Origin of the sequence: Salinimicrobium soli (assembly GCF_048323655.1) — a bacterium.
Taxonomy (GTDB): domain Bacteria; phylum Bacteroidota; class Bacteroidia; order Flavobacteriales; family Flavobacteriaceae; genus Salinimicrobium; species Salinimicrobium soli.
The window spans coordinates 78123-91132 of the sequence record NZ_JBLUWW010000003.1; the positions used below are offsets into that span (position 1 = coordinate 78123).

11 protein-coding genes and 1 riboswitch are annotated in these 13010 nt (G+C 43.1%); of the genes, 4 read left to right on the forward strand and 7 right to left on the reverse strand.

Annotated features, from left to right (window positions below; translation table 11 throughout):
- Window positions 1-24 precede the first annotated feature (24 nt).
- From ACNORC_RS09790 to ACNORC_RS09810, 5 genes are read right to left on the reverse strand one after another with little or no spacing between them, the layout of a single operon-like run.
- A complete protein-coding gene (locus tag ACNORC_RS09790) occupies window positions 25-1170 on the reverse strand; it encodes a serine hydrolase domain-containing protein (protein WP_418335460.1) in 1146 nt (381 codons plus the stop codon).
- A gap of 1 nt (window position 1171) precedes the next feature.
- Window positions 1172-2560, reverse strand: coding sequence for a DNA recombination protein RmuC (locus tag ACNORC_RS09795; protein WP_418335461.1), 1389 nt, complete (start codon window positions 2558-2560; stop codon window positions 1172-1174).
- A gap of 30 nt (window positions 2561-2590) precedes the next feature.
- A complete protein-coding gene (locus ACNORC_RS09800; protein ID WP_418336158.1) occupies window positions 2591-3424 on the reverse strand; it encodes an ABC transporter ATP-binding protein in 834 nt (277 codons plus the stop codon).
- Entirely contained in the window at window positions 3388-4419 is a 1032-nt protein-coding gene (locus tag ACNORC_RS09805) for an iron chelate uptake ABC transporter family permease subunit (RefSeq protein ID WP_418335462.1), read from the reverse strand. Before ACNORC_RS09805 ends, ACNORC_RS09800 begins: the two co-directional genes overlap by 37 nt.
- Window positions 4420-5457 (reverse strand): ABC transporter substrate-binding protein, encoded by a 1038-nt coding sequence (locus ACNORC_RS09810; RefSeq protein ID WP_418335463.1) that lies wholly within the window; start codon window positions 5455-5457, stop codon window positions 4420-4422.
- 164 nt (window positions 5458-5621) lie between these two features.
- A riboswitch (cobalamin riboswitch) is annotated at window positions 5622-5964 on the forward strand.
- Between the two features lie 32 nt (window positions 5965-5996).
- Here ACNORC_RS09810 and ACNORC_RS09815 point away from each other — a divergent pair.
- Complete coding sequence (locus ACNORC_RS09815; protein ID WP_418335464.1) at window positions 5997-7823, forward strand: TonB-dependent receptor plug domain-containing protein; 1827 nt, start codon at window positions 5997-5999, stop codon at window positions 7821-7823.
- Window positions 7824-7825: 2 nt separating this feature from the next.
- A complete protein-coding gene (locus tag ACNORC_RS09820) occupies window positions 7826-8890 on the forward strand; it encodes a YncE family protein (RefSeq protein ID WP_418335465.1) in 1065 nt (354 codons plus the stop codon).
- 66 nt (window positions 8891-8956) lie between these two features.
- Here the strand turns inward: ACNORC_RS09820 and ACNORC_RS09825 are convergent, their stop codons facing one another.
- On the reverse strand, window positions 8957-10450 hold the full coding sequence (locus tag ACNORC_RS09825) for a GFO_1087 family putative carboxy terminal peptidase (protein ID WP_418335466.1): 1494 nt from the start codon (window positions 10448-10450) through the stop codon (window positions 8957-8959).
- 31 nt (window positions 10451-10481) lie between these two features.
- A complete protein-coding gene (locus tag ACNORC_RS09830; RefSeq protein ID WP_418335467.1) occupies window positions 10482-11936 on the reverse strand; it encodes a GFO_1087 family putative carboxy terminal peptidase in 1455 nt (484 codons plus the stop codon).
- A gap of 130 nt (window positions 11937-12066) precedes the next feature.
- Between ACNORC_RS09830 and ACNORC_RS09835 the strand changes: the two genes are divergently transcribed.
- Window positions 12067-12582 (forward strand): GFO_1088 family ECF-type sigma factor, encoded by a 516-nt coding sequence (locus ACNORC_RS09835; RefSeq protein WP_418335468.1) that lies wholly within the window; start codon window positions 12067-12069, stop codon window positions 12580-12582.
- Window positions 12563-13000, forward strand: a complete 438-nt coding sequence (locus tag ACNORC_RS09840) for a PG0215 family putative anti-sigma factor (protein ID WP_418335469.1) — start codon at window positions 12563-12565, stop codon at window positions 12998-13000. Before ACNORC_RS09835 ends, ACNORC_RS09840 begins: the two co-directional genes overlap by 20 nt.
- Window positions 13001-13010 lie beyond the last annotated feature (10 nt).

The following is a 13010-nucleotide window of genomic DNA, read 5'->3' on the forward strand; positions in this document are numbered from 1 at the left end:
AAATTTATTTTTGAGTTCTGGAGATTATAGATTCTTGTAGAGAGTGTTCATGAATTCTTCAACTTTTGATGGTTCCAGCCAACGCGTCACCACGACCAAATTCTTTTTGCGGTCAATAATGATGAAATTCCCACCAAATCCTGCGGCATAAAATACATCTTCCGGAATATTCTTCCAGTTACGGTCCCCTTTTGAATTTAACCACCACATAAAACCGTAGTTTGGATTAGGTTGTGATGGAACCAATGCATCCTTAATAACTTCTTCGGAAAGTAACTGTTTCCCGTTCCAGTTTCCGTTGTTCATGAACAGGAGCCCAAAGCGGGCCATATCCCGGGTATTGATGAACATTCCCCCGCCTGAATGTCCGCCGCCACTTACCGACTGCATTGTAAGTCCGTCGATAGTGACCCACGAATTCTCATAGCCATACCAGCGCCAGGTCGTGGAAGCGCCAATAGGGTCCATGATGTTCTCTTTTAATACCTGCGGAAGGGGTTTTCTAAAGACATTCAAAAGCGAATATGCCAGTACATTCACCCGCACATCGTTGTATTTGAAATGGGAACCGGGCACATACAATTTTCTCGCCCGCCATTCATCTATGTTTTGTTCTGAAGAAGGACGATCTGCCCAGTCAAAGCCGCCCCAAAGTTGTCCGCTCCAGTCAGAATTCTGTTGCAGCAGGTGCTTCCAGGTGATCTGGCTGTTGTGTTCCCCTTCAAAAGTGTCATCCCAGACATACTTTTCCACCCTGTCATCCACATCATTTATCAGTCCCTTGTCAAGCGCAAGCAGAGCAGTAGTGGAAAGAAAACTTTTGGTAACGCTGAAGGTCATATCCACCCGATCTATGTCACCCCATTTTGCCACAATATATCCGTTCTTTAAGATCATTCCGGCAGGGCCGCCCCGGCGTTTGGTAGGTCCCTGAAGTTCGTGGTAGGGTTCCTGTATGAAACCTTTGAGGATGGCCTGTCGCAGGTCTCGTGATTCAGAATATTCATTATTCTTTGTAAACTCAATGGCTTCCGAAAGGTCCAGGTTGAATTCAGCAGCCGGCTTTTCCTGCCATTTGTCTTCCGAAGGAAAATAGATCTTTTGCGCAGAAATCTGAAGTGTAAAACAAAAGAGGAGCAGGCTTAAAAATGGAGTGGAAACTTTTTTCATGTTATTCTGAAATTTGATCTTCAAGTATTTCTTCGTCAGATTCTGCTCTGGAAAGCAGTTTTTGGTCCAGTTGTTTGCTTGCTTTGGCACCTAGTTTCTTCAGTTTTTCAACTCTTCTTAGCAAATTACCTTTTCCGGTTAATTTTTTCATGGCACCCTCATAGCTGTTTTGAACAGTTCCCAGTTGCCGGCCCACCTTCAGAAGTTCTTCTGTTAGGTTTGTAAAAGCATCGTACAGAGCACCGGCCTGTGTGGCAATGTCGATGGCATTCTGTTTTTGTTTTTCATTCTGCCACATACTGTCGATGGTCTTGAGGACAGCGAGCAGAGTAGTAGGAGTGACTATAATGATATTCTTTTCAAACGCATCAGAATACAGGGCCGGATGTTTTTGGGAAGCGCTGGCGAAAGCCGCTTCAATTGGGATGAACAACAGAACGAAATCAGGGCTATCCATCTGGTAAAGAGAATGATAGTTCTTGTTGCTCAGTTCCTCAACCCGATCTTTTACCGCCCTCAGGTGCAGCTTCAGGAGCTGATCCTTTTCGGCTTCCTCTTCTGCATTGCAATAACGTTCATAAGCATTCAGCGAAACTTTTGAGTCTACTATCAGTCGTTTCTCTCCCGGCAGATGTATGATCACATCGGGACGCACTCTTTTCCCTTCTTCCGAAGTGAAACTTTGTTGAGTGAAATATTCGTGATCCTTTCGAAGTCCACTTTTTTCCAGCACACTTTCCAGGATCATTTCTCCCCAATTTCCCTGTTTTTGAGTATCTCCCTTTAAAGCCCGGGTGAGGTTAGTGGCTTCCTCGCTTATTTTGATGTTCTGTTCGCTCAGCATCTGCAATTGCTTACCTAACTCTGCATTTCTTTCAATAAAGTCATTGGAATTTTTCTCTACTTTTTCTTCGAAGCTTTTGATCTTTTGCTGAAGCGGATCCAGTATATTCTGAATGTTCTCTTTATTAAGGCTGGTGAATTTTTCTGATTTCTGCTCCAGGATCTTGTTCGCCAGGTTCTCGAATTCTTTGCTGAACTTCTCCTGAAGTTTTTCAAGCTCAGCTTTCTGCTCTGTCAGCTTTTCCTGCAGATTTTCATTTTCGGAAGCCTTGCGGGTAAGCTCGGTTCGCAAACTGTCCTTTTCCTTTCTGATAGTTTCCCGTTCTTCGCAAGCTGCTTTATACTGTTTTTCTGCATCCTGTTTCAGCTCAAACATTAGTTGCTTTGTATTTTCCCGGAAATCTTCAAATTGAAGGTTTAGCTGATGGTTTCGTTCCTCAAGGGTATTTTTTACTCCCTTACTTTTAAAATTTGAGAAGAGATATCCCAGAATAGCTCCAAAAATGGCAGCTGCGAATGCTATTCCCAGCAGAGTAAATTCATTCATAGAAGAAGGATTTTCTCAAAGATACTCTTTTCAGGATTTTATTCTAAAGGATTGAGTAGCGGAATCAAAAACAATAAGATCAGAAGGGAAGATGTCGTCAAAAGCCCCTTTTTGGATCAGCTCCTGCGGACTTCCCTGTACCAATTGACCCTTTTTCATGAGCACCAGTTTGTCACAAAGTTGGAGGGCAAGGTTGATCTCATGTGTCGCAAAAACAATTGCTTTTTTAGTCTGCTGGCTTAATTGCTTCAGCAACTTCAATACCTGTGCCTTGTGGTACATGTCCAAATGGGAGGTAGGTTCATCGAGGATCATGATCGGAGTGTCTTGTGCAAGTGCCCTTGCGATAAGCGTTTTTTGAAGTTGTCCGTCACTTAATTCGTAGCATTTTTTATGCTGTAGCTCCTGGATATTTACCAGTTCCAGTGCTTGTTTTACTTTTTTTCGGTCTTCAGGAGTCAGCGTACCTATCCAATTGGTATAGGGTTGGCGGCCAAGCGCTACCAACTCGGCTACGCTGAGGTTCTTGGAGAGCGGTTGTTCCGTGAGCACCAAACTGATCAATTCCGCCAGTTTTTCTGAAGGTATATTGTTTCGGTCTATAGAATTAATAAAGATCTTTCCGGAAAGCTGTGGCTGCACTCCGCTGAGCGTTCTCAGGAAAGTAGATTTTCCCACCCCGTTTACTCCTATCACGGCTAGCAATTCCCCTTCTTTGACTTCAATATTGATACCTGAAGCGATCAGCGTTTCGTGCTGCTTTTTCCTGTATCCGATCTCAAGATCTTCGGTGCGAATAATGATATGTGGATCTTTAGTTTCTATAGTTAAAAAAGGAATTTTCGTTTTCGTACCAGCAACCAGATCACCACCGGTGCACCAATGAGCGAAGTGATCGCGTTAATGGGTAAGGTGAATTCGCTTCCGGGTAGTTGTGCCACAATATCACATAGCAACATAAGCAAGGCTCCTCCCAGGATCACTGCGGGTAAAAGTACGCGGTGGTCGTTCACAGGGATCACTTGCCGTATTAAATGCGGAACCGCCAGACCAACAAATGCAATAGGACCTGCAAAGGCCGTTATGCTTCCGGCAAGCAGGCTGGTGGCGACTATCAATAGAGTTCGGTTCCTGCCAATATGCATTCCTAAACTTTTGGCGTATTGTTCTCCCAGCAGCAGGGAATTTAAATTTTTAATGCTGAAGACTGCAATGGCAGTACCGAGGAGCCAGAAGATGAACAGTATGCCCAGTTCGCTCCAGGTGAGATCTCCCACGCTTCCGTAGGACCAGAAAACAAATTGTTGCAACTGCGCGGCCGGGCTAAAATATGCCAGCACGCTGACCACTGCTGAGGTAAGGCTGGCGAACATAAGCCCGATGATCAGGATAGCCATAGTATCCTTAAGCCTTATAGAAGCCAGGATCACTGCCAGTAGCACCAGTAAACTTCCCAGGCTGGAGGCAATTACCAGTCCCCAACTGGAAAAAACGACTGAAGATACCATTCCTCCAAAAAGCCCGGCACCCATTAACACAAGGGCAACACCCAAACTTGCGCCACTGCTCAAACCCAGCACGTAAGGGCCTGCCAAAGGATTTCTGAACATGGTTTGCATAAGCATACCGCTAACTGCCAAACCCGATCCGGCCAAAACGGCTGTAAGCGCCTTCGGAATGCGATAGTTCATGATAATATATTGCCAGCTTTCGCGGCTGCCTTCCGAAGTAAAGATGGCGGCAACCACTTCCCTGAATGGTATGTCAACAGAACCAAGGCTAATATTTAAAAACCAGATCCCAACTGTTATGATAAACAGTATCAGAAGGCTGATTCTATAGGTGCCGTGGCTTTGCAATTATTCGAGTGGTTTATAAAAGGTCGTTTGGTAATCAGCAAGAAGGTCAGGGTGAAAAATGGAGATCAGGTCCTTTAGCACCAGATCTGGCCGGTTAGGAGCGAGTTCGTAAAAGATAACTCCTCCGGTTTCCCCTTTTTCACTACTGAAGGTAAAGACATTCCCGTTTTTAAATGCTTTGAATTCCTCGTAATGTGGGGAAGCACTCTTCATATCTGCATAAGAGACGAATTGCGCGGGACCGACCCAATAGTCAGCATTGGCTGCCTCAGCCAGAACCGATTCCAAAGAAAGGGAAAGACTTCCGGTACCCTCAGAGTCAGCAAACACAAATTGAGCATTGGCATCGTCAATAAATCTGGCCTGCCAACTCTCTCCCGCGGGCAGATACCACTGGTCTTTATACATAGCGCCTGCAAGTACGGTTGGTTTTTCGGAAGCTTGCCTGGCAAGTTCCTTTGCCTCCAGATAGTCAGTTTCTACCTGCTCAAAAAAGGCAATTGCCTGTTTTGTTTTTCCGAAGAAGGCACCAAAGAATTTTATCCATTCAGCTTTTCCCAAAGGTGAACTTTCAGTCCAGTCGGCATTAAAGACTACCGGAATTCCGCTTTTTTGAATGGTAGTGAGGCTTTTATTACTTCCGTCAATAGAAAAACCGATAATTACATCGGGCTGAAGAGCCAAAAGTGTTTCGGTATTAAGAGCTTCATTTTTTCCTATTTCCTGCACCTTACCTTCAGAGATCCTTTCCCGAACGGCTTCCGAAGAGATATAATCGAGACCAGGAAAGCCAATGAGGGCATTTACCTCGTTTAAGACTTCCAGAGAAGGGATGTGAGTGGTAGAGGTCACCACGATCTTTTTTACCGGAATTTCAACTTTTTGATCGTACTCCAGATCCACAGGAACTTCAGCGTTCTCTTCGGCCAAAAGATAGCGATAGGCCTTTTCAGCATTCGGCCAGGGATTTTCAACTGTTATCAGCTTGTAACCATCATATTCCGTAATGGATAATCCGGAAGCGTATTTAATTTCCACCTCAGAAAATTCAGCAGAAGGGGACGATTTTTTCTCCTGGTTTTCGGTCTTACAACCCATTAAAGAGCAGAAAAGAAATAGGAATATGTAGGAATATTGTCTCATTTGTGCATCAAAAGTAAGATTATTTAGATTTTCTGAAGCCGGATAAATTGAAATGTTTATTTTCGTCCTGAAATTTTGGTTCGGCCGTTAGTTGATAATTTCAGCAACACAAGACGCCGATTAAAAGGGAATCAGGGAAAGATCTGAAATGCTGAGTGCGAAGTTAGAAGTACAAAGTATTAGATCTTTCAACAGAAGTTAGTTAGTAGTGCAGTAAGAGGAAACTTTTTACTTCGTCCTTCTTAGATCTAACTTTTATAAGCCTGAGCTGTTCCCGCAACTGTAAGCTTAGTCCTGATGTATATCAGGATGCCTTTGTACACTTCAAACCACTGTCCTTCGGGATGGGAAGGTAAACAAAAGGACGCGAGCCAGGAGACCTGCCAAAAGCAACTATTAAAACCTTTGGCTTTCGGGAAAAAAGCCGGCGGAAGATGAAAAAAGCTGGTTTCTACTTTCTGTTCCTATTTCTGCTGAATGCCCCATTATTTGGGCAGCAGGATTCTATCCATCAACTCGATGAAGTGGTGCTTGGCGATGTACGCCTGTACCAGAATTCCCGTGGCAACCGCCTGCAAGTGCTACAGGATTCCGTATTGGAAAAGAATGAACCCTTCTTAGGTTCGGTACTCAAGTTCAATTCACCTATTTATTTCAGGGAAAATGGTCCCGGTATGGTGTCTTCGGCAAGTTTTCGGGGCACTTCGGCCTCCCAGACCGCTGTGATCTGGAATGGGATCAATATAAATTCCCAATTTACCGGCCAGACAGATTTTAATACCCTGCTCACTTCGGGCTATAATAATGTGGTGGTGAGGTCTGGAGGAGGAAGCGTACTTTACGGAAGCGGAGCCATAGGAGGCAGTGTTCACCTCAATAACAGGTTTCAATTTGATAAAGGTTTTGACCATAAGTTGCAATTCAAGTATGGCAGTTTTGAAACCTTCTTCGGGAATTTTCGGTCTGAATTTTCTTCAGAAAACATCAGTCTTCAGCTCAATATCAGCAGGCAAAGCAGTGAAAATGATTATCCGTATTTAGGAACCGGAAAGGAAAATATTAACGGGGATTATAGAAACACAGGAGTCAGCGCCGCTGTTGCCCAAATTATTAACAGCCGGAATATCATCAAACTCTTTACCGATTACTATTTCGGAGACAGAGGTTTTTCCGGGACCTTGACCGCTCTTTCGAGCAGTAAGTATCAGGATGTGAACAGCCGGAATCTTTTGGAATGGCAGGGCTTCTTCGGAAATGTGACCAGTAATTTACGACTGGCTTACCTGGACGAAACCTACCGTTATTACGAAAACCGAAATTCTGACGATCATACCTTCGGAAGGGCAAAAACAGGAATTGCTAAGATCGATCTGAAATACAGTCTCAACGATGAGATGAGCCTGACCGGACTTGCCGATTTCAATTTTTCGGAAGGAGAAGGGACGAGCATTGGCGACAAATTCCGAAGAACGGGTTCAGCAGGCGTGTTGTTCTCACATGAACTCGAACGTTTCAATTATGAACTCAGCTTGCGGAAGGAATTCAGTGAAAAATACAATTCTCCGATTCTTTTTTCAGTAAGCAGTGGGTATGAGGTGAACGACCACTACGGAATGGTCTTTAACTTCTCCCGCAACTACAGGATCCCAACTCTAAATGACCTTTTTTGGTATGCAGGCGGCAATGACCGGCTAAGACCAGAAACTTCCCTGCAAGCAGAATTTGGCCAAAATTTCCACTTATTTGATGTTGATCTGGGAATAACAGTTTATTGGATCAAAATTGATGACCTGCTGCGATGGGTGCCACAACAAAACGGCCAATGGAGACCTGAAAATACGAAGAGTGCCAGGAGCTATGGCGCAGAGGCTCTGGCCGAATGGCAGCAAAGTTTTGGTGAGCACCATCTAAATATTTCAGGAACCTATGCCTTTACCCGGTCACAGGATCTGGAGACCAAAAATCAATTGATCTATGTGCCCCGGCACAAAGTTACAGCGGCTGCAGGTTATGGAATAAGAAGATTTTCTGCCTGGTATCAGTTTCTCTACAATGGAAGTGTGTATACCTCTTCAGACAATAATTATTCTTTGAGTGACTATACTGTTTCGAACCTTGGATTGGAGTACGATCTTTTGAAGAACCGGGAACTTAACCTGGGCGTTGAGCTAAGAAATATTTGGAATACCAACTATCAAAGTCTGCCCGGGCGACCTATGCCGGGAAGGGCTATTTATACCTCTCTAACCTATAAACTGTGATTATGAAAATTAAATTTTTACCGGTACTTCTTGTTTTGGGAGCCTTTCTTGCTTCCTGTTCCTCTGAAGAAATTATTAAAGAGCCGGCGCCAGACGGGGCTTATGCTGATGGATTTTTTGTCTTAAATGAGGGAAACTTTCTTTCCGGAAATGCTTCTGTGAGCTTTATTGAAAATTCCGGAGAAGTTAGCCACTCGATCTTCAAAAATGCCAATTCCGGAGCAGATTTGGGAGATACTGCAACAGATCTTCAGTTCTATGAGGATTACGCTTTTATTGTGGTCAATGTTTCGAATAAGATCGAGGTAGTTGACCGCTATACATTTGAGAGCGTCGCAACCATTGATAATGGGCTGGCAAATCCGCGGAAGATCAGCTTTTCCAATGGCACTGCTTATGTGACCAATTGGGGAGATGCTTCAGATCCGGGGGATGATTTTATCACTGTCTTTGATGCCGAAACTTTTCAGCAGAGCCAGATAGTGCCCGTGGCGGAAGGCCCTGAGAATATGTTGGTTGAAAATTCAAGGCTTTTTATTGTACACCTCGGCGGCTGGGGTTTCAACAATATAATAACGGTCATCAATACGGCCACTAATGAGCTCGAAAAAACAATAGAAGTAGGAGATCTCCCCAATTCTATGGTGGTCGAAAATGGCTTTTTATGGGTTGTTTCATCGGGACTGCCATTTTATGCTGAAGGAGGAGAAACTAATGGAAAGATTTCCAAAATAAATTTGACAAGTCTTGAAGTGGCAACAGAATTTGAAGTGCAGGGTCATCCATCTTATTTGGTGAATGGCGGAGGAATACTCTACTACACCGTTGACAATAGTGTATTTTCTTTTTCACCTGCTGGAGAAAGTCTGTCAGAAACACCTTTTTTGGAACTAGAGGAAGTGAGTGTTTTGTACGGTTTTTCGGTGAAGGATAACCTGATCTATGCTACTTCAGCAAACGCCGATTTTACAGGAGATGGTAAACTTTTAATTTATAACAGCCTCAAAAATTTTGAGCTACAAACGTTCACCACAGGAATTAATCCGAATGGTATCTTCTTCCAATAAGAGCAAAAATGGAGGCACAAAAAATCCCGCAGCTGCGGGATTTTTTAGTTTTATGAACTTAAGAAATTAATCTTTGATCTTTATTTCTTCCGGAAGTTTCTCCAGATACATTTTGTTAAAGGTAGGATCAAACATTTTACTTTCTCCAAGGAACTTAAATTCGCTCGCGGCTTGTTTTGTAGCTGTAGATAATTCCCCCTGGCTATAACCTAAAATATTATTAATGGCAGCTTTAAAGAATCTTTCTTCAGGATCGCCCAGAACACCATAGTTACCAAGATCTTCCTCCACATAAATATCGGGTGTAAGTCCGTCAACGAAATCTGATCTTCCATTGGCATTGGCATATTTGAATATGAGTGGCAGGAGTGCGTATTTATGGTTTGGATTTACATGCACCTGCCCCTGATCATTGGTTTTACTCAAATTAGGAGAGTCGTAAATAGGAGCGGATGCCTGGAATTTTCCATGCGTATTTTCTCCGATATGAATAACATCAATATAAGCTTCAAGGGTATTCATCACCAGCTCACTGGCCGAGGCAGAACTATAGGTTGCCAGAACATATACTTGTGAAAGATTAAGGCTGTTTATCTGTTCGCCGGTTCTTATTCTGTTATCAAACCTGGTAATATAACTTTCTTCGGGCCATGCATTCTGGTACTTTTCATTCCATTGTTCCCGTAGAGCGACCTGGCCCTCAAACTGCCCGGTGATCATGCTTGCAAGATCTATGGCTGTTTCCACATATCCTCCGCCATTGTAACGAAGGTCTAATACAAGGTCTGTTACCCCCTGGGCTTTGAAGTCGCCGAACACGGCATTTAACTGGGTGTCATATTCCGGGGTCCCATAAAAACCATTGTATTTTAAATATCCTATGGTGCGGCCTTCTCTTTGGATGACATTGGTGGTGAAAATGGGATTTTCTGAATATTCCTGTCCGGTGAGGGAAACGGTTTGTTCCGTCATTTCAATATTTCCGTTGACAATCCGGCCGACATTTATTGTATAGCTTTCTCCTGAAAACAATAGGTCCCGGTAATTACTATCTGAGATCTGGACTCCGTTAACCTCGGTGAAAATATCGCCTCTTTTTAGTCCCTGTGCTTCCGCAGAAGTGCCTGGTAGCACGTACCTGATAAAGCCAAAACGGTCATTGGTTCCGCTAATCCTTCCTAACCCGTAATTCATACCGTTGGATTCATCGATTCCAACCAGGAGATTCTCCAGTCTTTCGTAATTATCAATAATAAGGCTAAAGCGATCTTGATCTGAAACCAGGTCGTAAAAAAGGCCTTCGGGAGTATCAAAGGAAGCTAAATAGGTCTCTTTAGCCGCTTTACTTGCAAAATATGCATCTGCCAATTGAGGCACATCGGCTTTATAAAGGTAAATTTCATTCATGGCTCCATAAATGAACTTCTCAATTTCAAGATTAGAAGTTTCATTATTGCCGGTCTCTCCTCCTGTGGAAGGATTAAGAACTGTATCATCCTCTTTGGAGCAGGATCCAAGTAAGAGGCTGACAAACAGAAAATGGATAAAAAATTTCTTCATTTATGTAGGGTTTTTTAGAATACCCCACGCCTCATTCTACCGGGTTAAGAAAAATCTCAGGTAGGGGCTGAGAGGTATACATTCTTTGATACATTTTATCGTGCATTCCGCTTTCTCCAATCAGTTTTTTAAACATAGCTGAACTTGGCTGAAAATCCTGAGGGGCGCCAAGTATATCATTCAGTGCGGCATGCAACAGTGGTTCATTAATATCACCAATTATGCCAAGATCTTGCAGGCTTTCAGCGATCTCGATGTCTGGCGTCAACCCGTCCTGGTAATCTGTAAAGCCTACTTTATTAAGGGTCTTATAGATCAACGGTTGAATAGCATATCTGTGAGCGAGGGAAGCTCCTCTTCGACCAAAATCAGGAGAATCATAAAGGGTTCTGGAGGCCTGGAATTTCCCGGTGGTATTTTCTCCTACCTGTATTACATTGATGTAAGGATTAAGCCCGTTGATCAAAAGCTCGCTGGCAGAGGCGGTTCTCAACGTAGTGATCACATACACTTCATTTAGGCCCAAACTATTAATGGTATTGCCATTACTGATAGTGTTGTTAAAGTTATGGACCAGGGATCCCGGGGCATTTTCCTGAAGATAGTTCTGGTATTGGTCATTCCATTGTTCGGTAAAGAAAACCTGCCCGTTGAACTGGCCGGTGATCATACTGCCGAGATCTACTGCTGTTTCTACTGAGCCGCCCGGATTATACCTCAGGTCGACCACGAGGTGAGAAATACCTTCAGCTTTGAACATGGCAAAGGTCTCATTAAGTACGGCATCAAAAGTACCTGTGAATCCGGTATAAAAAAGATAACCCACTTTGCCTTGGTCCGTTGGGATCGTTTTTGCAAGGAATACCGGATTTTTGGTGTACTCTTCTTTTACAAGGGTGATAGTCTCTCCTGTTGACACAATTTCACTTCCGTTTAATTCCGCAAGGCCAATAGTGTAAGTATTGGGTTCGAGCAAACGGGAAAAATTTTCGACGTTTAATTGTACGCCGTCAACAGTATTGAAAAGCATTCCTCTTTGCACTCCTTCAGCTTCTGCGGAAGTATTTGGAAGCACATAACGCACATAGCCCAAAACATCTTCAGAGGTTTCAGTATATCTTCGCAGACCGTACTCCATTCCGTTAGAAACCCTTATTCCGTCCAGAGATTTTTCCAGTTCTACATAATCGGTCACCAGGAAACTGAATTCATCTTCTTCCCGGGCTACTAATCCGTTGTAAAAAAGATCTTCAGGACTGGAAAAAGTTTTCAGAAAATCGTTCAGATCCTCTTGAGAGCTGAAGGCGTCATCAGCTAATTCGGGAACTTCCGCTTTGTATAAATAGATATTATTCATCCCCCTCCATATAAAATTCTTTATTTCTAACGAACTTGCCGGGCGAATGACGTCATCAAGATCATCATAACAACCCACCAAAAATGCAGAAATGACCAGGCTTAAAAAGAGGGGTTTCAAAGATTTCATAGCTTTATCTTTTGTGAAGATTCATTAAAAATAGTCCTTCTGAAGAAAATTTGAAATTAATTGGTAACAAATTTGTTTGTTAACCGTCGTAATGTAAAGAGGCCTTAAAAAGCCTAACACTAACCAAGGAATGAAACAGCATACTTTCATAGATCTTATGAAACCCGTTCAGGATAAAATGTACCGCCTGGCACTGAGGTTACTGGTCTCTAAAGAAGCAGCAGAGGATGCAACTCAGGAAGTGATGTTGAAACTCTGGAGCCGGAAGAAAACCTTAAGTTCTTATAACAACCTGGAAGCTTTTGCAATGACAGTCACTAAGAATTACTGTCTGGACCAGCTAAAGTTGAAACAGAACAATAATTTGAGGATCGTTCACAGCAATTATGACAGTGGCGAGACTTCTCTCCAGCGAAAAGTAGAAGTTCAGGATGATCTTAATTGGGTACAGAAAATTATTGAAGAGCTTCCTGAGCAGCAAAAGATACTGATCCAGTTGCGTGAAGTGGAACAGTATGAATACGAAGAGATTGCGAAAATGACAGATATGAAGGAAACGGCCATAAGAGTTGCTCTTAGCCGGGCCCGAAAAAAGATTAAAGAAGAAATGATAAAAAGACACCGCTATGGACTTAAAAGTAATTGAAAGCTTACTGGAGAAGTATCTCAATGCAGAGACCTCTCTTAAAGAAGAAGAAAAGCTTAGAGCTTATTTCTCTTCTGGCCAGGTGGCTCCCCATCTACAGGAATACTCACCCATGTTCAGCTATTTCAGCAGGGCAAAAGAGGAAAAATATTCCGGAAAGGTTGCCTACAAACCTGGTAAAAGGAAAGTGTATTCATGGGTAGCCGTTGCAGCCTCTATCATGATCCTGCTGGGTGTGGTAGCCCAAAAGGAGAGCCAGGTAAGCGAATTTGGCACCTATGAAGATCCCGAACTTGCAATGCAAAAGACCCGGGAAGCACTACAAATGGTTTCCATGTATATGAATGATGGAACCGAAGATCTAAGTTACCTACAGGAATTTAATACTACTACAGATAAAATTGTTCAAAACCCTTAAAAAAAATAAA